Source organism: Acidimicrobiales bacterium (assembly GCA_022452145.1).
Lineage (GTDB): Bacteria > Actinomycetota > Acidimicrobiia > Acidimicrobiales > MedAcidi-G1 > UBA9410.
Genome location: JAKURY010000027.1, coordinates 1 through 22,514, shown reverse-complemented (window position 1 = coordinate 22,514; position 22,514 = coordinate 1). Strand labels below are relative to the sequence as shown.

The following is a 22,514-nucleotide window of genomic DNA, read 5'->3' as shown; positions in this document are numbered from 1 at the left end:
GAGCCAGGCCCTGGGTGTACGGGTCTCCATCGTGGATGGCCGCAGCCGTGCTCACGCCGCGCACGTCAATGGCGAAGTTCGCGGCCGCCGCGCCCTGGTACAGGTCGTTGTGCGCTGTGCGGTAGTAGCCGGGATAGTTGTTTGAACCTGCCGTGCCGGCCAGGTCACTGGTCAGCGACGGGCTGGTGTTCGAACCCGAGATCATCACCATGCCGGCCTCGGAGATCAACGGCGCCGCAGCAGCCGCCGCACCCGAACACGACGTGCCGATCACACCGACAACGTCCTCGTCGGCCACGATCGTCTGAGCGGCCGCCTGGCCACCGTCAGCACTGCACAGGTCGTCCAGACCGGTACCCATCGACACGTCATGGCCACCGATCGGCCCGTAGTCCGCGATCGCCATCTCGACGCCGCGCTGGTTCGGAATACCCAGGAACGCCACATCACCGGAAATGGCGTTCAGCGAACGGATCTGGATCTCCTCACCGGAACCCACCTCAATGGTCCCCAACGAACCATCACCCAAATGGTCACCAACCGTGCCGACCTCCTCAGGAGCCGGAGCAGCAGTCGTAGCCGGAGCAGCAGTCGTAGCCGCAGGAGCAGCAGTCGTAGCCGCAGGAGCAGCCTCATCGGAGCCACAGGCACCAGCCAGCAGCGTGAAAGTCGCCACCAGCGCGGTCAACCAACGCAGTCGAGTACTCATGGAAACAGATCCCCTCCATATGAATTGATGAGTTAGAAACGGCAGAGCGTCAGCCGAAGCGGGCGATCTGCCGTTAACCCATTGATAGGTACGGTACGGTACTGTATTCCCCCCTCGAACCGATCAAGCCCCGACCCGATGGTTTGCACCGGAGGGTCGGCCCCTGACTGGTGGGGTGAACACGGTGATCGCAACCGAAATATCTACGATATGGCACTGACTCATCAGGCGCAATGGCCTAGGGAGACGATCAGGTGACTGTGGAGGATCCCCTGGGCGTCGATCCCGGTGGCGAAGCCATCCTCGACGCTGCCATACGGCTGTTGGCCGACGGCGGGCTGGCCTCCTTCACCACCGACCGCCTGGCGTCCGAGGCCCGGGTGTCCAAGACTTCGATCTACCGGCGCTGGTCGGACAAGAAGGCCATCTTCCGGGCCGTGATGGACAGGTGGGGCGCACGGGCCATGGTCGACGACGTGGGGGACTTCGCCGCAGAGCTCGACCAGTGGTACTCAGACCGGCGGGCCACCTACAGCGCGGAGGGCTTCCGGCCGGTCGCCGTCAGCCTCATGGAGGTCTCCACACACGATCCGGAGATCGGCGCGGCCATGGCTGCCGACCGCCGTTCGTCGTGGAACACGATGAGGGAGGTACTGGCCCGGGCAATCGACCGGGGTGAGATCGACGGCGACATCGACATCGACCACCTCGAGCAGTTCTTCCTGGGCCCCATCTACTACCGGGCCGTTCTCGACGGACAGGAACTCGACGACGACACGATCGCGGCCTTCCGCCGACTGGCCCTGGCCGCCGTCGGTTACGACGGTGGGATCCACCGATGATCACCGTCTACACGGCGCGACGGGTACACACCATGGACCCGTCGCTGCCCGAGGCGACCGCGGTGGCCGTACGGGGGGGCCGGATCATCGAGGTCGGCACGCTTGAGACGCTCCGGCCCTGGCTGGACGCCCACGAGCACCGGGTCGACGACCGGTTCGCCGATGCCTTCCTCCTGCCCGGGCTCATCGACCCGCACGTGCACCCGGCGCTCATGGCGATCCTCTTGGCGACCGAGTGGATCACGCCCGAGTCGTGGGATCTGCCGGGAGGCGGCGTCGAGGCCACCGTCGGACACGAGGCCTACCGGACCCGGCTGACCGGGTTGGAGGCCGCCCACCCTTCCGGCCAGCCGTTCGTGACGTACGGCTGGCAGCAGCAGTACCACGGCTCGATCAGCCGGTCCGACCTCGATGCCATCTCGACCACCCGGCCGATCGTCGTGTGGGCCAGGTGCTTCCACGAGCTCTGGTGCAACGGAGCGGCCCTCGAGTGGCTGGATGCCGCAGAGGGGGCGGCCTGGGACCCGCACATCGACCTCGAGGCGGGTCGGCTGTGGGAGTCCGGGCTCGCCTGGGGCCTGAACACCCTGCGGGAGGACCTGTTCGCCGACGGACGGTTCGAGGTGCTGATGGAGGACGTTGCCGCGCTGGTGCATCGCGGCGGTGTGACGACCATTGCCGATGCCGGCTTCGGAGGCATGGCCCTGCCCGACCGGGAGCTGGAGGTGCTGGCCCAGGTCCACGAAGGCGACCACGTGCCGTTCCGCCAGTACCTGATCCCCCAGGTGGCGGCATTCAAGCGGGCATTCGGGTCCGAGGCCGAGGACCGTATGGCGGCCCTGGATGAGCACGCCTCGGAGCGCATCAGGTTCCTCCATGCCGGCAAGTTCTTCGCCGACGGGGCCTTCATGGGTCAGATAATGCAACTTCGGGAACCCGGCTTCATCGACGGCCACGAGGGCGCATGGATGGCTGACCCGGACCGCATCGCCCACCACATCCGGCCCTTCTGGCATGCAGGTAAGCAGGTGAACGTCCACGTCACCGGTGACCTCGGCGTGGACGCCGTGCTGGACGCAGTCGCCGAACTGCTGGACGAGAAGCCCCGGTTCGACCACCGGACGGTGCTGCACCACTTCGGCATCTCGACCCAGGCCCAGTCCCGTCGGGCCGCCGCCCTCGGCTGCGCTGTGCAGGTGAACGGGTACTACCTCCGCTACTTCGGCGACCAGTTCGTGGCCGATGGCCTGGGTACCGAACGGGCCTCGTTGATGACCAGGGTGGGATCGGCCCGGCGCAACGGTATGAGCGTGGCGCTGCACTCGGACCTGCCGATGGGGCCGCTGCAGCCGATGCTCGGTGCGTCGATCCTGGCCACACGGATGTCGGGCACGGGCGTGGTGCTGGCCCCGGAGGAACGCCTGAGCTCGTACGACGCCCTGGCGGCGGTGACCATCGAGGCAGCGTGGCAGCTGAAGCTGGATCACGAGATCGGTTCCCTGGCGTCCGGGAAGCTGGCCGACCTGACCGTGTTGGACGCCGATCCGTTCGAGGTCGACCCGGCGGCCTGGCCCGACATCGGCATCCTGGCCACCGTGCTGGGCGGCCGGGTGTATCCGCTCGAAGATGCTTGACCGGCTGATGAGCCACCGACCACTGACGGATGGCCCATCTGTGACCGGCCGATGACCGGCGGTTCTGCTGTCCGGGGGGCCGCCGGACCCGAGGCCGGGTCCAAGCTCATCCCGATGGTGGTGCTGGGCGGCTGGCTGGGTGCCGGCAAGACCACGCTGCTGAACCGGCTGCTCAGGGCGGCGGGCGACGGCGAGCGCATCGCCGTGGTCGTCAACGACGTGGGTGAGGTCTGCCTGGATGCCGAGTTGGTGGCGGCCCGGGACGGCGACACTGTGGAGCTCACCAACGGCTGCGTCTGCTGTTCCATCGGTGACTCGCTCGGTGTGACCCTGCGTGACCTGGTGCTCTCGGACCGACCGCCGGACCGGCTGGTGATCGAGGCCAGCGGCGTGGCCGAACCGGACCGGGTCGCCGCCTACGGTGATCGGCGACGCCTGCGGCTGGACGGCGTGGTGGTGGCCATCGACGCCGTTGACGTGGTGGACAGGGCCTGTCATGTCACCTACGGGCCGCTGGTGCGACGGCAGGCCGCCGCCGCCGAGCTGCTGGTGGTGACCAAGGCGGACGTCGCTGCCGACGGCGGTTCCGCGGCCCGTGCCTGGTGCGCTGACGTTGCCCCGGACACCCCCGTGGTGGAGGCGTCCGACGACGACCGGTGGGTGCCACTGGTGCTGGGCGGCCTGGACGCCGTTGAACCCACGCCCACCGACGCGCTGGACGTTGCGGTTGTCTCCACCACGTGGCAGGCCGCTGGTCCGGTCGACGTGGGACTACTGGTCTCCATGTTGGCCGACAATGCCCACCTGCTGCTCCGGGCCAAGGCCATCGTCACCGATGGGCACGGCAGGCATGTCGCCGTTCACCTTGCCGGAGGCCGGGTCACGGTCGAGTCGGTCGATGGCCCGGCCTCCGGAAGGCTGGTAGCCATCGCCACCCCGGGAACCATCGACCCCGGGGACCTAATGGCGGCCCTCGACGCGTGTGCTGTCGGCCACGACCGTGCCGGGAGCCGGGAGGCACCGTAACCATGCTGACCCCGAAGCTCGTTGTGACCATGATCAGCCCCGAGACCGGACGGCCCCGTCCGACCGAGCTGGACGTGCTGCCCGAACCCCTCACGGCGGCCGAGCACGGGCTGATGGTCGGCAACCCGCCGCCGGACGACAAGTGGGTCCACCACGGGAATTGGACCGCGTGGCCCAACATCCGGTGGTCGCTCACCCACATGGACGAACTGCGTGCATCGGGACGGATCAGCCGGGGACTCGGCCCGGCCGAGCCACTCCCCGTGGCCGCCTCTGGCGAGACGGGAATCGACCTCGACGACCTGGCCATCGACGACGGGGACGGGGGTAACTGGACGCTCGACGAGATGCTGCGCGGCACCTACACCGATGCATTTCTGATCCTGCACCGGGGTCAGGTGGTGCTTGAGCGGTATTTCAACGGCATGGGGCCGTCGACGCGGCACGCCATGTTCTCCATGACCAAGACGGTCACCGGGGTCCTGGCCCTGCTGGCTGTCGAGGACGGGGCGATTGCCCTCGACGACCTGCTGGTCGACCACGTAGACGATCTGGCCGACACGGCGTTTGCTCCGGTGACGGTCGCCCACGCATTGGACATGACCGACGGAATCCGCTTCGTCGAGGACTACAGCGACAACCGGTCCGACATCATGCGGTACGGGGTGGCCATGGCGTTCACGCCGGTGCCGGCGAACTGGGACGGTCCCGACGGTATCCACGACGCCATCCTCGGCTTCACCGAGAGGGAGACAGAACCTGGCGGGCCGTTCCTGTACAAGTCGGTTATCACCGACGTGCTGGCCTGGGCGACCGCCCGGGCCACCGGTCAGCGGTGGGTCGACGGTGTGTCCGAACGCATCTGGGGTCCCATGGGCGCTGCCGACGACGCTGCGGTGATCCTCGACAACCGCGGCATAGCAGTGTCGTCCGGCGGCATGTCGTGCACGGTGCGGGATCTGACCCGGTTCGGCCGGATGCTGTCCCGCTCGGGACGGGTCGGCCATGGGACCGACGAGCGACAGGCCATTCCGGCGGCTGTGGCCGACGACCTGGCGGCTGGCGGCGAGCCGTACCCGGGCAGCGGCGGTGGCTATGCCACCCGGGAGGGCTGGACCTTCCACCGGCACTGCTGGAACATGCAGCAGGTCATGGGGGCGTTCATGCCGATGGGGGTTCACGGCCAGCGGTTGTTTTGCCATCCGGAGAAGGACCTGGTGGTGGCGAAGTTCGGATCACACCCTGTGACCGGCAACGTGTTCACGGACGTGATCCACGAGTCGCTCTACCACCAACTGATCGGCCGCTGCTGAGCAGAGCACCCCGGCCGCTGAGCGGCTGGTTCCGCCCGGCGGGAGGAGTTGGCGAGCACCGGCCCCTGCAGGATCAGGCCTCGAACTCGGTGGTGCCGCCCACCACGGTGGCCCGGACGGTGATGTCGGCGATCTCCATCGGGTCGACGGCGAACGGGTCGGCGTCCAGCACCACCAGGTCGGCCAGCTTGCCGACCTCCAGGGTTCCCTTGTCGTGCTCCTCCATGTTGAGGATCGCGGCGGCAGACGTGTAGCCGGCCACGGCGTCGGCCACCCGGGCCCGCTGCTCGGGGCCGAGCAGCTTGCCGTCCCGGGTGATGCGGTTCACGGCCGTCCAGATGGTGAAGAGCGGGTTGAGCGGCGTTACAGGCATGTCGCAGTGCAGGGCGTGGACGATGCCGTGGTCGCTGAAACTGGCCAGCGGGTCGATGCGCGAGCCCCGTTCCGGGCCGAGGAACCGGTCCCGGTGGCGGTCGCCCCAGTACCAGATGTGGTTGGCGAACACCGACGCCATCACGCCCAGGCGGGCCATTCGCTCCAGTTGGTCCTCGCGCGCCGTCTGGCAGTGCTCGATGCGGTGCCGATGGTCATCGCGGGGCTCGGCCTCGAGCGCCGCCTCGAAGGCGTCCAGGGTGTTGTCGATGGCCTGGTCGCCGTTGGCGTGCACCGCCACCTGCCAACCCCTGAGATGGGCATCGGTGACCAGCCTGATCAACTCGGCGGAAGGGATGACCTCGGTGCCGTTGACGTCGGGACGGTCGTGGTAGCCCTTGCAGAGGCATGCCGTGTAACCCTGGATCGAGCCGTCGGAAATGAACTTGAGCGCCCCTATGGACAGCCGGTCGTCGCCAAGGCCGGTCCGGAACGGAAGCCCGCCTACGAACCGCCACCCGGGGAATAGGCGTGTGCGGACCCGTATCGATCGATCGTCGACCCCCTGCTGGTAGGCGGCGTACATCTCGGGGGCCATGACCGCGGCGTCTGTCATCGAGGTGACGCCCACGCTCAGGCAGTGGTCGGAGATGGCCCTGGCCCCGGACGCCATCACGTCGGGTGGGGCGAAGGGAAGCGAGCCGCCGACGGCGAAGTTGGCCGTCTCCTCCATGCAGCCGTTGGGGCGCCCGCCGGCTTCGCGTTGGAACCGCCCACCCACCGGATCCTCGACGTCGTCGGTGATGCCGGCCAACTCCAGCATCCGGTCGTTGGCGTACGAGAGGTGTCCGGAGATGTGCCGGATAAAGATCGGATGCTCGGTGCTGGCGGCGTTCAAGTCGTGGCGGGTGAGGTGCCTGTCCTCGGCCATGAGCGAGTCGTCGTAGCCCCAGGCCTGGATGGGCTCACCGGCAGGCGTGGATGAGGCTGCCTTCCGGAGTACGACGACAACGTCGGCGACGGTGCGACAGTCCGGGTAGCCGATCTGCGGGGCCAGCATCTGGACGCCGGCGGCGATGGGGTGCATGTGGGTCTCGATGAAGCCGGGCAGCACGGTGGCGCCGTCGAGGTCGACCGCCTCGGTGCCGGGACCGGTGAGAGCCTCCAGGTCGGCCCGGGCGCCGACGCCGATGATGCGGCCCCGCCAGGACGCCAGCGCCTCGGCGGCAGGGTTGTCAGGGTCCAGCGTGTGGAAGGCGCCGTTAGTGAACAGGCGGTCGGCGATAGGCACGGTTCAGCCCCGCCCCTCTCTTCTGGCCTGCAGGCGTTCCAGGTAGGCGGCCCGCGAGCCACGGCCCTCGGGGTCGCGCAGCGCCGCGGTGAGGCCGTCGGCGTCGGACCACGACCGACCGGTGCCCACCATCTGGTCGGTCACCGCGTTGACGTGGCGCTTGGTGGCCAGCACAGCGACCCGGGGCCGGGACGCCACGGCCTCGGCCATCTCCTCGATCGCCGAGTCCAACGCGTCGGCGGCCACGATCCGGTTCAGGAACCCGGCGGCCATAGCCTCCTCGGCGCCGAACGGGCGGCACGTCATGACCAGTTCCTTGGTCAGCGCCGGTCCGATCTCGCGGACCAGTCGGGGGATGCCACCCCAGGCCAGTGGGATCCCCAGGTCCACCTCCGGGATGGAGAACGACACGTCGGTCGTCGCGATGCGCAGGTCGCATGCAGCAGCGACCACCAGGCCGCCGCCCACCACGTGGCCGTGCAACGCCGCGATGAGCACCGGCGAGGTGCGCTCCAGCGCGTCGGCCATGAGGCGTCCGGTGTCGGCCGGGACACGCCCCCCGGCCGGCGAGGGACCATCGTCGCCGAACACCGAGAGGTCGAACCCGGCGCTGAACGCCCGGCCGGCACCCCGCACCACCACCACCCGAAGGTCGCCCTGGTGGTCGAACCAGGCGGCGGCGTCGGCCACCTCGGCCATCAGCTCGTTGGAGAGGGCGTTGAGCCGGTCGGGCCTGTTCAGGGTCAGGGTGCCGCGACGGCCGTCGCAGGTGACCCGGATGGTCTGGAACTCAGGTGGGGTCGACATGGCGACGATTCTCGTCCGGTGGGCTGGCCGGTGCGTGACCGGGCGTCCGGCCCGTGGGTGTGACCGGGCGTCGGGCCTGCGGATCAGCCGGCCGGCGCTTCCAGGGTGACCTCGGCCGACAACGCTTCGCCCTCGGCCAGGTCGATGCCGGTGGCCCGGGCAGCGGAGGCCACGTCGTCCAGCACCTGGCGCAGCAGGGCGAGGCGTTCGGCGGTGTCGGTCAGCGTGCAGGCGATGACCGGAGTGGCCAGGGAGCGCTTCTCTGTCGTCTTGTGGCGCCGGATTTCGGCTAGGGCGTCGGCGGCCACGTCGGCGATCGCCGCGTCCACCGATCTGTCGTCGACCGTCGCCGCGGCCCGCAGCTCGGCGGCCAACGGCCACCCCTGGCGGTGGATCGAGCCGCCCCGCCACCACGACCAGACCTCCTCGGTCACGAACGGGAGGAACGGGGCGAACAGGCGAAGCAGCGTCGACAGTGCCAGGCGCAGGGCGTGGCGAGCCGATTCGGCGCCTGCCTCGTCGCCCTCGTAGGCGCGGGCCTTGACCAGCTCTACGTGGTCGTCGGTGAACGTCCAGAACCACGTCTCGGTGCGTTCCAGTGCCCGGGCGTAGTCGAACCCGTCGAAGGCCCGGGTGGCCTCATCGACGAGGTCGGCGAGGCGTTCCAGCATGGCCCGGTCCAGCGGGTTGGTGATCGCCGCCGGGTCGATGGCCAGCGGGGTTCCGTCGCCGGTGCCGAATCCCAGGGCGAACCGGCTGGCGTTCAGGACCTTGATGGCCAGACGGCGGCCGATCTTCATCTGGCCGTCGTCGAAGGCGGTGTCGGTGCCCGGCCTGCCGTTGGCCGCCCAGTAGCGCACGGCGTCAGACCCGTGCGCCTCCAGCAGGTCGACGGGTGTGACCACGTTGCCCTTGGACTTGGACATCTTCTTGCGGTCCGGGTCCAGGATCCAACCGCTGAGGGCGCAGTGGGCCCACGGCGCCGCGTCGGCCTCGAAGTGCGAGCGCACGGCCGTCGAGAACAACCAGGTTCGGATGATGTCGTGGGCCTGGGGGCGCAGGTCCATGGGGTAGGTGCGCCTGTAGAGGTCGTCGTCCTCCTCCCAGCCGCAGGCGATCTGCGGGGTGAGTGACGAGGTGGCCCAGGTGTCCATGACGTCGGTGTCGCCGATGAACCCGCCTGGCCTGCCGCGCTGGGCCTCGTCGTAACCAGGGGCCGGATCCGACGACGGGTCGACGGGCAGGTCGGCCTCGTCGGGGACTATCGGGGCGTCGTGGACCGGCTCGCCGTCGGCGTCAAGCGGGTACCAGAGGGGCAGTGGGACGCCGAAGAACCGTTGGCGGCTAATCAGCCAGTCACCGTTGAGGCCGTCGATCCAGTTGGTGTACCGCGTCTGCATGTAGGCGGGGTGCCAGGTGATCTGGTCGCCGCGGGCGATGAGGTCGGCCCGCAGGGAGGCGTCACGGCCGCCGTTGCGGATGTACCACTGGCGGCTGGTCACGATCTCGAGCGGCTTGTCGCCTTTCTCAAAGAACTTGACCGGATGCGTGACGGCCTCCGGCTCGCCGACCATCTCGCCGGTCTCCCGGAGGATCTCGACCATCTCCGCCTGGGCCGAGAAGATCGTCTTTCCGGCCAGGCGCCCATAGGCGGCTAGACCGGCTTCGGAGTCCAGTCCGGGCGGCGGTTCGGGGTTGATCCGGCCCGCACGGTTGACGATGGCCCGCACGTCCAAGTCCAGCTCGCGCCACCAGGTCACGTCGGTGGTGTCGCCGAAGGTGCAGATCATGGCGCATCCGGTGCCCTTCTCCGGGTCGGCCAACTCATGAGCCACAACCGGCACCTCGACGCCGAACACCGGCGTAGTGACCGTCGAGCCGAACAGAGGTTGGTAGCGCTCGTCGTCGGGGTGGGCCACCAGGGCGACACAGGCTGCGACCAACTCGGGGCGGGTCGTGGCGATGCGGATGTCGTCACCACCGTCAGGCCGGTGGAAGGCCAGCGTGTGGTACGCGCCGGGTCGTTCCCTGTCCTCCAGTTCGGCCTGGGCCACGGCGGTGCGGTGGGTGACGTCCCAGAGCGTCGGCGCCTCGATCTGGTATGCCTCGCCGCGGGCCAGGTTCCGGAGGAAGCCCCGTTGGGAGACGCGCTGGCAGCGCTCGTCGATGGTGGTGTAGTGCTGGGTCCAGTCGACGGACAGGCCGAGGCGGCGAAACAGGGCCTCGAAGGCCTGCTCGTCTTCGGCGGTGAGCACGTGGCAGAGGTCGATGAAGTTGCGGCGGCTGATGGCCACGTCGCCGCGCTCCTTCATGGCCTTCGGATCGCCGGCGTCGTCCGGGGCGGTGAAGTCCGGGTCGTAGGGCAGCGAGGGCTCGCAGCGCACCCCGAAGTAGTTCTGGACCCGGCGCTCGGTCGGGAGGCCGTTGTCGTCCCACCCCATCGGGTAGAAGACCTCCCTGCCGGACATGCGCTGGTAGCGGGCGATGGTGTCGGTGTGTGTGTAGGAGAAGACGTGGCCGACGTGCAGGGAGCCGCTGACCGTGGGTGGCGGGGTGTCGATGGAGAACACCTCGGCGCGGGTCTTGGAACGGTCGAAGCGGTAGGTGCCCCGTTCCTCCCAGATGGCGTCCCAGCGGTCCTCGAGGCCCTCGAGGCCGGGGCGCTCGGGTATGGAGGGGGCGGGCGCGTGCGCCGAGGCGTCGGGATGGCTCATTGGCGTCCGAGGCTATCGGCGGGCCTATGGGGCGCCGCTAGCCTTCGCCGCCGTGACCCGCCCCGCCGAAGGTTCCAGTGCCCGGCGTCGGGCGCGCCCGGCGGGCTTCGGGGTGGTGTGGGCCACCGTCGCCCTGGACATGGTCGGGTTCGGCATCATGCTGCCCGTCCTGCCTCTCTACGCCGAGGACTTCGGGGCGTCACCGGCGATGGCTGCGGCGGTCATCGCCGTGTTCTCGGCAGCCCAGGTGGTGGCAGCCCCGCTGTGGGGCCGACTCTCGGACCGGATCGGGCGTAAGCCGGTCCTGATCGCGGCCCTCATCGGGTCGTCCATCGGGAGCCTGGTGACGGGGCTGGCCGGGGCGTTGTGGGTGCTCTTCCTGGGTCGGGTGCTGGACGGGGCTTCCGGGTCGTCGTATGCGGTGGGCCAGGCGGCGGTGGCCGACCTGGCCGAGCCGGAGGATCGACCCCGCCTACTGGGCTTGCTGGCCGCGGCGTTCGGGGTGGGGTTCGTGGCCGGGCCCCTGGTCGGGTCGATCGCAGCGCTGGGCAGTCGGGAGCTGCCGTTCTTTGTGGCAGCGGCCCTCGCCGCAGGCAACGCCGTCGTCGCCCTTGTGCGCCTGCCGTCGGGTCGGCCGGCGCCCGCGGTGCTCGTGCCGAAGCCGGGGCGGTTGGCTCTGTGGGGTGCGGCGGGTCCGGCGGTGCGTCGCCTGGCGGTGCTGTCCATGATCGCCATGCTCGGCTTCGCCGGGTTCGAGGCGACGTTCGCCATGCTGGTCGAGCGGCGCTTTCCCGAGGTGGGGGACCCGACGGTGTACGGCCTGTTCGCCTCGATCGGGCTGTTGATGGTGCTCGTCCAGACCCGGATAGTGGGACCGGCCAATGCCCGGCTGGGAACCCGCCCGGCGCTACGGGCGGCGCTGTCGCTGGTGGCTGCGGGCATGGTGGTGCTGGCCATTGGTGGCGGCTGGGCCGGCCTGGCTGTCGCCCTGGTGCTCCTGGTCGTGGGCCAGGGGCTGTTCGGGCCGACGCTCTCGAACGCCACGGTCGAGACTGTGGGTGCTGACGGTCGGGGGTCGGCCCTCGGCCTCCAGCAGAGCGCTGGAGCGCTGGGCAGGATCGTCGGACCGCTGCTGGCCGGGGTGCTGTTCGGCCGGGTGGCCGTGGGGGCGCCCTATCTGGCCGCCGCTGCCCTGGCCGTGGTGGCCCTAGCTGTTGTGCCCAGGTCGTCCGGCGAGGCGCCACCCGCCTGAACGGTCAGCGGGCGGAGTTGGACCCTGTGCCTGGCCCCTCAGGCCGACCAGACCAGTGGGAACCTGTCGTCGTCGGCCGGGTACCCACCCGGAACCGCCGTCGTGTCGTCCTGGGTGACGCTCGGGTCGCAACCGGGGTGCGGCGACCAGACGGCGTCGTCGCCCAACCAGCGGGTCGACAGGGCGGTCCGCCTGTGCGTGCCGGCGTTGCCCGGCGACCCGTGGACGATCCACGACGAGAACACCAGGGCGTCGCCAGGCTCCACGTCGAAGCCCACGATGTCGTAGTCGTCCCGGGCCGCCTCGATGTCAGGGCAGCGTTCGCCCACGAAGTCGGCCGTCCACGCCGACTCTCCGGTGAACGACTCGGGTGCGAAGTACCGGCCCCAGCGGTGTGAGCTCCGCACGAACTCCAGCGAACTCTCGGCCACGCTGGCCCCGGTGCACGCCACCCACACGGAGCAGATCTGCGAGCCCAGGAACGGCCAGTACCCGATGTCCTGGTGCCACGGGGTGGGCGATTCGGTACCCGGATCCTTTACCAGCAGGTGGTCGAAGTAGAAGCGGGCCGAATGCGAATCCATGAGGGCCGCTGCCAACTCGGCCATACCGGACTCGAACACGAAGCGTCGCATGGCTTGTTCGGTGCGCCACAGGTATCGGGTGGTGAAGAGCCGTCCGGCCGCCGGTTCAGGACCGGTGTCGGTGACCCAGGGGCCCGGGTCGGCGAGCTGCCGGTCGGCGAGGTCCTCGATCGCGGCGAGCAGGTCGGCGTCGACGGCGCTTGGAATGTGCACCACACCGTCCTCTGTGTAGGAGTAGCGCTGGTCAGCGGTGAGCGTGGTGTTCCAGGTGGTGGCCATTTCCGCCGCACTGTAGGGGCGGTGCTGTGGACGACAGGGGTCGTAGCATCGCAGTCCACGGCCCCGTCGATCGATGGCACCATCCAGAGGGACGCACCACCATGACCGACCACCATCCGATGCCCGAGGCAACAGGTCGGCCGTCCGCAGCCGCCTGGTGGTCCCGCGGCAAGGCGGCCATCGTGGACTTCCTGATCTTCGTGGGCCTGGCCATCCTTCCGGGTGTTCCCTTCGTCGTGGGCCTGGTCATGGGTCTCGAGGAGAAGGGGGCCTCGCAGGGATTCGGCTGGGGGCTGGTTGTCATCGGTTCGCTGGGCTGGCTGGCCGTCGTCGTCTGGTCGGGCTGGTTCTTCGGCTACCGGCAGGGCGTGACGGGCTCGACGCCCGGCAAGCGCAGGCTCCACATCCGTCTGGTCGACGCCGGTACCGACGAGCCTCCGGGTGGCGCCAGGGGCGTCGGGCGCTGGCTGGTGCCCAGCCTTGTCAACCAGGTCGTGGGCGTCTTCTTCATCGTCGACTACCTCTGGCCACTCTGGGACTCGAAGGACCAGCGGCTCACCGACAAGATTTTCGGCACCCGGGTGGTCGTCGCCGGGTCCCGGACCGACGAGGCCTGGTCGCCTCCCAACCCCATCAGCTGACCGGCGCCCGACTGGGGGTCGGTTACGGGGCCGGTCCTACCATCGGCGCCATGTCACGCCTCCGCCGGGTACGTCGGGCCGACCTCCATGCCGGTGCCCAGCCCATCTTCCAGATGCTGTTCGGCGACCGGGACCCGGTCGACGAGCCCGGCACGGCGACCGGCACCCCGGGCGACTGGTGGTCGACGTTCGCCCTCGTTCCCGACGTGTTTGACCACGCCGTCGGCGGAATCGCCCTCTACCGCAGCCCAAGGCGCCTGCTGGATCCGAAGCTCCGGGAGTTGGGCCAGACCCGGGTCGGATGGTGCGTGGGTAGCCGTTTCGTCTACTCCCAGCACCGCAAGGCCTGCCGTACCGTCGGCATCGGTGACGAGCAGATCGAGGCCATCGAGGCATGGGAGACCGCGACCTGCTTCAACGAGGCGGAGCGAGCCGTGCTGGCGTACACCGATGCCCTCTCGATCCAGCACGGGCGCGTCCCCGACGGCGTGTTCTCAGCCCTCCAGGCCCACCTGTCCGACGAGGAGATCCTGGAGTTGACCTACATCGTCTGCACCTACGCCATGCACGGCATCATGAGCCGTGCCCTGCGCCTCGAGTACGACGCCGACCCGCCGGTGCTCGTCGAAGAACCCGGCGACGAGGCGAGTCTCGGCGACGAGTACACGCGTGAGGAGTTCCGACGGGCCTTGCGCATCGTGAGCGACGGGGACTGAGCCGGTCCGGCCGGCTATCCCGCTCAGCCGTTGACCGAGAACGAGCTGTCCGGGTTGATCTCTCGGTTGCGCCGGTAGAAGCCCATGTCCATCTCCAGGCCCGTGTAGACGCCGGTGACGGTGATCGGGTCGGCGTCGTGGTCGTGTCCGCCCTCGACCTTCTCGATCAACTCCGCCATGCACCAGCCGGCCACCGGCGCGTTCTTGAACTGGTTGCCGCTGGACCCGATGGCCACGTAGAAGCCGTCCAGGTCGGTCCGATCGTAGATCGGAATCCAGTCGTCGGATACGTCGTACAGGTCGACGATGCCCTTCTTCTCGTTCGGCACCCCCAGGTCTGGCATGCGGCGGGCCAGGCGCAGGACCTGGGCGTTCCACTGCTCGTCGGACACCACGTCGTCGTAGTCGTCGGGGTCGTCCACCCAGACCTGTGGATCACAGGTCGGGTCCTCGGAGCCGATCAGGATATTGTTGCCGGACTCGGGTCGCACGTAGATGGCCAGGTCGGAGTCCGACGAGTGCAGGCCGTCTTTCTCGAAGTCCAGGCCGGCCGGCGCCGGTACGTGGTGCACCTCGTGGCGCAGGGCCTTGGTCTTGATGTTCATCGTGTCGTAGACGCCGGCCATCTTGTTGATGACGAACGAGTGCGGCCCGGCCACGTTGACGACCACCGGGGCGTCCAACTCGGTGCCGTCGGCCAGCGTGATGCCCGACACCCGTCCGTCGGCCCGGCGGATGTCGGTGACCTCGGTGTTGAACCGGAACTCGCCGCCCCTGGCCTCGGCCGCCCGCTGCAGGTTGTGGCTGGCCAGCTGGGGGTCGCTCACGTAGCCGGAGTCCGGCGTGTACAGCGCTCCGATCAACTCGCCCTCGGGCTCGGCCCAGAACCGGTCGTCCTCGGGGCGGCACGGTTCACCGTGGGTGCCGTGCTCGTAGAACGGGTAGCGCTCGGACAGCTCCTCGCACGTGAGGATCTCGTAGGGCACTCCGACCTGGTCGAACAGGGGCAGCACCTTCTCGTGGTGGCCCCCCTCCAGCATGAACAGCACGGTGCCCGACTGCATGTACAGGGCGTGGCCTCGCTCATCTTCGGAATCGAGGTAGTTGGACCAGTCCTTCCAGTACGAGAAGCCCTCGTAGGCCATGGCTACGCCGTCAAATGTCGAGTAGTGGGCGCGCACGATGGCGCACGAATTGCTGGTCGAGCCGTACCCGGCTGCTGGCAGCTTGTCGACGTTCAGGGTCCGCCAGCCCTTCTTGGCCAGCTCGAAGGCGATGGCGGAGCCGATCACCCCGGCGCCGACGATGATTGCGTCGTAACGCTCGTTCTCGCTCATTGCATATCCTCAGGTCTCTACTATTCGGGCGGCTGTGGCCACGCCGGATGCTTGTCATTTCAGAGGCATTGCTGGGTTCTCAGGAACAGGCGATCGGCAGGCTCAGCCACGCATCCGCTCGCCGGCGGGATCGTACAGCGGTTCCCGCTGGAGGCGGGCGGGCCGCATCTGGCCGAGTATCTCGACTTCGAATCCGTCGTCGCCGGCTGATCCGTCGGCCAGATGGTCGGGGACGTAGCCCAGGGCCACGCTGTTGCCGGTGTGGTGGGCGTATCCCCCGGAGGTCACGAAGCCCACGCACTCGCCACCGTGGAAGATGGGCTCGTCGTGAATCGCATCGGCGTCGTCTGCATCCAGGACCAGCGTGACGAGCCGCCTGGTCGGGCCACGTTCCACTTCGGCCCGGGCCGCCTCCCGGCCAATGAAGGCGGCGGCCTTGTCGACCTTCACGAACGGGCCCATGCCAGCCTCGGCGGGGGTGAAGTCGGGACGGTATTCGAGGTTCCAGACGCCGAAGCCCTTCTCCAGGCGCAGCGACATGAAGGCACGTCCACCGAACGGCGTGACGTCCAGGTTCCTGTCGCCGGCTCGTCCGGCCTCCATGACGGCCGACCGGAGCGCCTCGTGGTGGTTGGCGGTGCAGTACAGCTCGTAGCCCAGCTCGCCGGTGAACGACAGGCGGGCGGCGATGACCGGCACGCCACCGACGGTCATCTCCCGCAGGTCGCGGAACCGCATGCCGTGGTTGGAGACGTCCTCGTCGGTCAGGCGGGACAGCAGCTCTCGGGCGTCAGGTCCGGAGATGGACCAGCCCAGCAGGTGCTCGCTGAGATCGGTGACCTCCACAACCCCATCGGGTAGGTGCTGCAGGAACAGCCGCATGGTGATGGCCGGCATGGAACCGGAGCCGAACAGCACGAACCGGTCATCGGCCAGGCGACCCACCGTCAGGTCGGCGGCCAACTTCCCGGCCGGTGTCAGGATCGGCGTGAGGGCGAGGCGTCCCACCTTCGGCAGGTGGTTGGCCACGATCCCGTCCAGGAAGTCGGCTGCGCCGGGGCCCGACACCTCGTACTTGGCGAAGTTGGCGATCTCCAGGAGGCCGACACCGGTGCGCACGGCCCGGCACTCCTCGGCGACGGGTCCGAATGCGTTGGATCGGCGGAACGTCGGTGTCTCGACCTGTCCGGGCCCCTCCGGGGAAAACCAGAGGGCGTGCTCCAGGCCGAACGAGGCACCCCACACCGCACCCTGGGCGTCAAGGGCGTCGTAGGAGGGCGTGGTGCGCCAATTCCGGGCGGCCGGCAGCTCCTCGTTGGGGTAGGTGAGCATGAACCGTCGCTGGTAGTTCTCCTGGGACTTCAGGTACGTGTAGTCCTTCGTTGCGAAGTTGCCGAAGCGACCCACGTCCATGGCGTAGACGTCCATCTCCGGCTCGCCGTCGATGATCCACTGGGCGAGGCAGAGGCCGACGCCGCCCGCCTGGCAGAACCCGGCCATCACCGCACAGGCCACCCAGTAGTTGCGGATTCCGGGGACCGGGCCTATGAGCGGGTTGCCGTCCGGGGCGAAGGTGAACGGGCCGTTGACGACGCGGGCGATGCCTGCGGTGGCCAGGGCCGGCATCCGCTGCTGGGCCACCTCGATGCGGTCTGCGAACCGCTCCAGGTCAGGGGTGAGCAGGCGCATCCCGAAGTCTGTGGGCGTGGTGTCGACGGACCAGGGCCTGCCCGCCTTCTCGTAGGTGCCGACCAGCAGGCCGTTGCCCTCCTGCCGGGTGTAGACGCCACCCTCGTAGTCGATGGTCACGGCGATCTCGGTGCCGTGGTCGACGATCTCCGGGAGTTCCTCGGTGATCACGTACTGGTGTTCCATGGGCAGCAGCGGAAGTTCCACGCCGACCATCCGGCCCAGTTCCCGGGCCCACAGGCCGCCGGCGTTGACGACCACCTCGGCGTTGATCACCCCGTGCTCTGTGTGGACGTCCCACGAGCCGTCGGGGCGCTGCGTCAGGTCGTGGACCGGGTTGTTCCGGACCACCTCGGCACCGTGGTGGATGGCCGACCGGGCGTACGCGTTGGTAACGCCTGAAGGGTCGACGCTTCCGTCGGCCGGTTCGAAGAGGGCGCCCAGGTACTCGTCGGTGTTGACGAGCGGGTTGAGGCGCCTCACCTCGTCCATGGAGATGAAGTCGGCGTCCATGCCCATGTACCGGGCCTTGGCTCGCTCGAGGCGGAGGTAGTCGAGGCGCTCCGGCGTGGAGGCCAGGTAGATGCCTCCCGGTCGGCGCATGCCGCAGGAGACCCCGGACAGCGCCTCAATCTCGTCGTAGAGGGCCAACGTGTAGGACTGCAGGGTGGCGATGTTGGGGTCGGAGTTGATGGTGTGGACGACCCCGGCGGCGTGCCAGGTGGATCCGGCCGTCAGCTCGGCCCGTTCGATGAGCATGCAGTTGTCCAAGCCCATCCTGGCCAGGTGGTACAGCACGCTGACGCCCGTGACGCCACCACCTATGACGGCTGCGTCTACTCGTGTTCTCATTCCGGTTCTATGTTCTCGTTCTCGGCTGTCCTAGTACCAGGCGTCGTCCATCGACGCCTTCCTGCGTTCCACGAACTCTGTCAGGGCCTCGTCCACCCCGGCCGGCAGGGGCGGCGATTCGTGGTCGGCGAGGCGGGCCTTCCAGTCGGCGTTGGCGCGCTGGCGGGCGTCCAGCTCGCCCTCCTCGCTCCACTGCTCCCATGAGGTCGCATCGCCGAAGGTCGCCTCGTAGTAGGCGGTCTCGTAGTTGGCCAGCGTGTGGGCCGAGCCGAGGAAGTGGCTGCCCGGGCCCACCTCGTGGAAGCCGTCCATGGCGAAGGCGTTGTCGTCGAGGGCCATGCCGCGCAGCATCACGTGTGTCATGCCCAGGCGGTCGTTGTCCAGCACCAGCTTCTCGTAGTCCATGACGAGGCCACCTTCCAGCCAGCCTGCGGCATGCAGGACGAAGTTGGCTCCCGACATCATCGCCGTGGACAGTGACGTGGCGCTCTCCTGGGCGGCCTGGGCGTCGGGCAGCTTGGCTGAGGTGAACGACCCGCCGCACCGCACAGGTATGCGGAGGCGGCGGGCAAGTTGACCGACGGCGAAGTAGGCCAGCCCGGCTTCCGGGGTGCCGAAGGTGGGGGCGCCGGACCGCAGCGACATGGTGGTCAGGAAGTTGCCGTAGATGGCCGGTGCGCCCGGGCGGACCAGTTGGGTGAGGGCCACGCCAACCATGGCCTCGGCGTGGGCCTGGGCCACTGCACCTGCCGGAGTGACCGGCCCCATGGCGCCACCCAGGATGAACGGGCAGATGATCATCCCCTGGCCGGCGGCGGCGTAGTGGCGTATCACCTCGGTGACCTGGCCGTCGTACACGAGCGGCGAGTTCACGTTGATGTTGGCCATGATCACGCAGTGGTCGTCTAGGTGGTCGGCGCCGAACACGATTCGGGCCATCTCGATGGAGTCCAGCGCCCGTTCAGGTGCGGTTATGGCTCCCAGGGGCGGCTTGGTCGAGTGCGTGAAGTGGAGCGCCAGCATGTCCAGGTGGCGCTTGTTGACGGCAACGTCGGTCGGCTCGCAGATCACCAGGCCCGAGTGGTGCGTCCACTCCAGGGTGTGGTTGATCTTCACCAGATCCTCGAGGTCGGCCATGGTGCCGTAGCGGCGTCCACGGTCCAGGTCCCGGACGAAGGGCATGCCGTAGCCGGGGGCGAACACGGTGTGGTCTCCACCGATGGTCACCGAACGCTCCGGGTCCCGGGAGTGCTGCACGAACTCGCTGGGGGTGCTACGGGTGACGATGTCGGTGAGGAGGCCGGGATCGAACCGGAGCAGTTGCCCGTCGACGGTGGCGCCAGCCTCGCGGAACAGCTCGATGGTCACCTCGTCGCCCCACACCTCTATGCCCACCTCGGCCAGTATCCGGTCGGCGTGCGCCTCGATCAGGTCGAGGCCGTCCTCTTCGAACAGGTCGTAGTAGGGGATCCGCCGCTCGAGCTTCTGTACGACCTTCTCGGCGCGGTCGCGGGAGCGCCGGCTTCGGTCGCCCCTGCGGCGGGTGGCGGTCATCGTGCGTGTCCCCCGGAGTCCGTGCTGGCATTACGGGGGCGTCAGCGGCTCCGACCACCCGGTGGGCAGAGCGTACGAAGGGTCCGGCAGCGGCGCAATCTTCGGGCTTCACCGGTCGGTACATGAGCCGCCGACCGCTGCGGATACCGTCGCCGTCGTGTCCCCGCTCTCCGATGGCGCCGATCCGCTCCCCGACGCCGCCGTCCTCGACGCGGCCGACCCGCTGGCCGGGTTTCGCGAGGCCTTCGTCCACGCCGATGACGAGCCGGACCTGATCTACCTGGACGGCAACTCCCTGGGCCGCCTGCCCAGGGCGGCCGCCACCCTGGCCGCCGAGGTGGTCGAGGCCCAGTGGGGCCGACGCCTCGTCCGAAGTTGGAACGAAGGCTGGTTCGAGCTGCCGACCAGGATCGGCGATCGCCTGGCCGGCCTCGTCGGCGCGGCGTCCGGCGAGGTCACCCTGGCCGACAACACCTCGGTCTGCCTCTACAAGGCGGCGGTGTCCGCGCTGGCGGCCCGCCCGGGGCGAACCCGGATACTCACGGACGACCTTAACTTCCCGTCCGACATACAGGTGCTGCGTGCCGCCGCCCGGACCGTAGGGCCGAACCACGAGGTGGTGGTCGTGCCGTCCGACGGGATACACGGACCTCTCGACGGCCTGCTGGCCGAGTTGGACAGCGGCGCCGGCGGGAAGGTCGCCCTGGTGTCGCTCAGCCACGTGGCATACATGTCGGGGTGGTGCTGGGACCTCGCCACAGTCACTGGCGCAGTGCACGAGGCCGGCGCGCTGGTGCTCTGGGACCTCTGCCACTCGGTGGGGGCGGTCCCCATCGACCTCGGGGCGGCTGAGGTCGACCTGGCGGTGGGGTGCACCTACAAGTACGTGAACGGCGGGCCGGGATCGCCTGCCTTCCTCTACGTATCGGCCGACCGTCCGGAGCTCGTCAACCCGATCGCCGGCTGGTATGGCAGCGACGACCCGTTCGCCTTCGTCTTCGATGCCGGTCGAGCCTCCGACGTGGCCCGGTTCCTGACGGGTACGCCTCCCGTGCTGTCCACGGCGCTGGTCGAGCCGGGCGTCGACCTGTTGCTGGAGGCCGGAATGGACCGTCTGCGGACCAAGTCGGTGGCCCTCTCCGAGCGGTTCATAGCGTTGGCCGACGAGCATCTGGCGCCTCGGGGATTCGAGGTGCGTTCGCCCCGTGACCCCATCCGGCGTGGCTCGCACGTGGCGTTGACCCATCCCGAGGCCCTGGCGGTCGGTCAGGCGCTCATCAACGAGGAGTCGGTCATTCCCGACTTCCGTCCACCCGACCTTCTACGGTTTGGGTTCGCCCCCCTCTACGTCCGCCACGCTGACGTCGATGAGGCGGTGGCCCGCACGGTACGGGTGGTCGACGGCGGCGGCATCGACCGCTGGCGCGACGCCGCACCGGTCGTGCCCTGACCGGTCGGCCACCGCGCCTACCGAGCAGAGGGTTGACTCAGAGGGCGGCGGCTACCCGGTCAGCGACCAGGGCGCCGATTTCCAACGACGCCGTGGCGGCCGGCGACGGAGCGTTCAGTACGTGGAGCGACCGCTCACCGGCCACCAGGTGGAAGTCATCGACCAACTCTCCTCGGCGGTCCACGGCCTGGGCCCGCACCCCCGACGGAGCACGGCGAAGGTCTCCGGTCCGGAGGCCGGGGATCAGCCGGCGGGCATCGGCGGCGAACCGCCGACGGCTGACCGACCGGACCAGCTCGGTGAGCCCCGGCCGCCAGTAGCGGACCACGAGCCGGGATGTCCCGCCCCATACCAGCGTGGAGGCCAGGTCACGGACCGAGACGTCGGACCAGCGATAGCCCTCCCGGGCCAGGGCCAGCACTGCGTTGGGGCCGGCGTGGACGCGGCCGTCGAGGCCTCGGGTGAGGTGCACGCCGAGGAAAGGAAACCGGGGATCGGGAACCGGGTAGACCAGACCCCGGACCAGTTCGGCCGACGGCCCAACCACGTCCAGGTACTCGCCCCGGAAGGGCAGGATGCGGGCGTCGGGTCGCGTGCCCGAGCGTCGGGCCACCCGGTCTGCATGGAGCCCGGCGCACCCCACCAGGAAACGGGACCGGAGCGGGCCGTCCTGCGTGTCGATCAGCCAGCCACCAGCGGTTGCCGTGGCCCTCCCAGCCCGTACCCCGGTCCGGACCTCTCCACCCGCCACCGTGACCACCCCGGCAAGGGCCCGGGCCACGGCGGCGAAGTCGGCCCGGCCGGTGGACGGGACGTGTAGGGCAGCCACGCAGGACACGTGGGGCTCGTGTTCGGCCGCCGCGCCGGGCGTGAGCTCGGTGACCGCCACCCCGTTGGCCCGGGCCCGTTCGACCAGGGCGGTCAACCGGGGTCGCTGGTCTTCCGACGTTGCCACGACCAACTTCCCGCAACGGTCGTGGGCGATGCCGTGCTCGGCGCAGAACTCGATCATCCGGTCCCCGCCCCGTACGGCCAGGTCGGCCTTGAGCGAACCGGGCGGGTAGTAGAGGCCGGCGTGGACAACCCCGCTGTTGCGGCCCGTCTGGTGGGCGGCGACCGTGGGCTCCTTCTCGAGCACCACCACCGAGATGTCGGGCAGGCGGCGGATCAGGGCGTGGGCTGTGGCCAGGCCGAGGATTCCGCCACCCACCACGACCACGTCGGTCCGGGGGTCGGTGGGAGCGACCATGGTCCGACGCTACCCGTGGCCCGGAACCGGGCCGGTCGTCGGAAGACGAGGATGCTTTGGTTCCGGTCCGCCATGTCGCGGACGGAGCGGTACCGGAGCGGCTCTGCCCGATGGCCCGTTGAGGTCGGGCGGGACAGAGGACTAGCGGCGGGTCAGGGCGACGATGGGGTCGACGTACTCCATGTCGAAGGTGTCGGCCACAG

Annotated in this window: 17 protein-coding genes; 8 read left to right on the top strand and 9 right to left on the bottom strand. The window is 69.2% G+C overall.

From position 1 onward, the window contains the following. A partial coding sequence (locus MK177_09140; protein MCH2427481.1) for an ABC transporter substrate-binding protein occupies positions 1-709 on the bottom strand: 709 nt, incomplete at its 3' end. A 260-nt stretch (positions 710-969) separates the two neighbouring features. Here MK177_09140 and MK177_09135 point away from each other — a divergent pair. From MK177_09135 to MK177_09120, 4 genes are read left to right on the top strand one after another with little or no spacing between them, the layout of a single operon-like run. After that, a complete protein-coding gene (locus MK177_09135; protein ID MCH2427480.1) occupies positions 970-1,551 on the top strand; it encodes a TetR/AcrR family transcriptional regulator in 582 nt (193 codons plus the stop codon). Continuing rightward, complete coding sequence (locus tag MK177_09130; GenBank protein MCH2427479.1) at positions 1,548-3,185, top strand: amidohydrolase family protein; 1,638 nt, start codon at positions 1,548-1,550, stop codon at positions 3,183-3,185. The genes MK177_09135 and MK177_09130 overlap by 4 nt, the downstream gene beginning before the upstream one ends. A gap of 51 nt (positions 3,186-3,236) precedes the next feature. Next, positions 3,237-4,211 carry a hypothetical protein gene (locus MK177_09125; GenBank protein ID MCH2427478.1) on the top strand — a complete coding sequence of 325 codons (975 nt, stop codon included), beginning with the start codon at positions 3,237-3,239 and terminating at the stop codon, positions 4,209-4,211. 2 nt (positions 4,212-4,213) lie between these two features. Next, positions 4,214-5,524, top strand: coding sequence for a beta-lactamase family protein (locus MK177_09120; protein ID MCH2427477.1), 1,311 nt, complete (start codon positions 4,214-4,216; stop codon positions 5,522-5,524). A 73-nt stretch (positions 5,525-5,597) separates the two neighbouring features. Here the strand turns inward: MK177_09120 and MK177_09115 are convergent, their stop codons facing one another. The 3 genes from MK177_09115 to valS all read right to left on the bottom strand — a co-directional run bounded on the left by MK177_09115 (position 5,598) and on the right by valS (position 10,708). Further along, entirely contained in the window at positions 5,598-7,187 is a 1,590-nt protein-coding gene (locus tag MK177_09115; protein ID MCH2427476.1) for an amidohydrolase, read from the bottom strand. A 3-nt stretch (positions 7,188-7,190) separates the two neighbouring features. After that, positions 7,191-7,994 (bottom strand): enoyl-CoA hydratase/isomerase family protein, encoded by an 804-nt coding sequence (locus MK177_09110; GenBank protein ID MCH2427475.1) that lies wholly within the window; start codon positions 7,992-7,994, stop codon positions 7,191-7,193. A gap of 83 nt (positions 7,995-8,077) precedes the next feature. Beyond that, positions 8,078-10,708 carry a valine--tRNA ligase gene (gene valS / locus MK177_09105; GenBank protein MCH2427474.1) on the bottom strand — a complete coding sequence of 877 codons (2,631 nt, stop codon included), beginning with the start codon at positions 10,706-10,708 and terminating at the stop codon, positions 8,078-8,080. Positions 10,709-10,760: 52 nt separating this feature from the next. Between valS and MK177_09100 the strand changes: the two genes are divergently transcribed. Next, a complete protein-coding gene (locus tag MK177_09100) occupies positions 10,761-11,960 on the top strand; it encodes an MFS transporter (GenBank protein MCH2427473.1) in 1,200 nt (399 codons plus the stop codon). 38 nt (positions 11,961-11,998) lie between these two features. Here the strand turns inward: MK177_09100 and MK177_09095 are convergent, their stop codons facing one another. Further along, complete coding sequence (locus tag MK177_09095) at positions 11,999-12,823, bottom strand: phytanoyl-CoA dioxygenase family protein (GenBank protein MCH2427472.1); 825 nt, start codon at positions 12,821-12,823, stop codon at positions 11,999-12,001. Between the two features lie 101 nt (positions 12,824-12,924). Here MK177_09095 and MK177_09090 point away from each other — a divergent pair, with 101 nt between their 5' ends. Both MK177_09090 and MK177_09085 read left to right on the top strand, forming a co-directional pair. Then, positions 12,925-13,464, top strand: coding sequence for an RDD family protein (locus tag MK177_09090; GenBank protein MCH2427471.1), 540 nt, complete (start codon positions 12,925-12,927; stop codon positions 13,462-13,464). 50 nt (positions 13,465-13,514) lie between these two features. Next, positions 13,515-14,180, top strand: a complete 666-nt coding sequence (locus MK177_09085; protein MCH2427470.1) for a carboxymuconolactone decarboxylase family protein — start codon at positions 13,515-13,517, stop codon at positions 14,178-14,180. A 23-nt stretch (positions 14,181-14,203) separates the two neighbouring features. Here the strand turns inward: MK177_09085 and MK177_09080 are convergent, their stop codons facing one another. The 3 genes from MK177_09080 to MK177_09070 form a co-directional block, all read right to left on the bottom strand. Continuing rightward, positions 14,204-15,517: an FAD-binding oxidoreductase gene (locus tag MK177_09080; GenBank protein MCH2427469.1), complete on the bottom strand. Its 1,314-nt coding sequence runs from the start codon at positions 15,515-15,517 to the stop codon at positions 14,204-14,206. Between the two features lie 102 nt (positions 15,518-15,619). Continuing rightward, complete coding sequence (locus tag MK177_09075) at positions 15,620-18,058, bottom strand: FAD-dependent oxidoreductase (protein MCH2427468.1); 2,439 nt, start codon at positions 18,056-18,058, stop codon at positions 15,620-15,622. 30 nt (positions 18,059-18,088) lie between these two features. After that, positions 18,089-19,612, bottom strand: a complete 1,524-nt coding sequence (locus tag MK177_09070) for a trimethylamine methyltransferase family protein (GenBank protein ID MCH2427467.1) — start codon at positions 19,610-19,612, stop codon at positions 18,089-18,091. Between the two features lie 157 nt (positions 19,613-19,769). Between MK177_09070 and MK177_09065 the strand changes: the two genes are divergently transcribed. Further along, on the top strand, positions 19,770-21,062 hold the full coding sequence (locus MK177_09065) for an aminotransferase class V-fold PLP-dependent enzyme (GenBank protein ID MCH2427466.1): 1,293 nt from the start codon (positions 19,770-19,772) through the stop codon (positions 21,060-21,062). Positions 21,063-21,099: 37 nt separating this feature from the next. Here the strand turns inward: MK177_09065 and lhgO are convergent, their stop codons facing one another. Further along, a complete protein-coding gene (lhgO, locus tag MK177_09060) occupies positions 21,100-22,311 on the bottom strand; it encodes an L-2-hydroxyglutarate oxidase (protein MCH2427465.1) in 1,212 nt (403 codons plus the stop codon). Positions 22,312-22,514 lie beyond the last annotated feature (203 nt).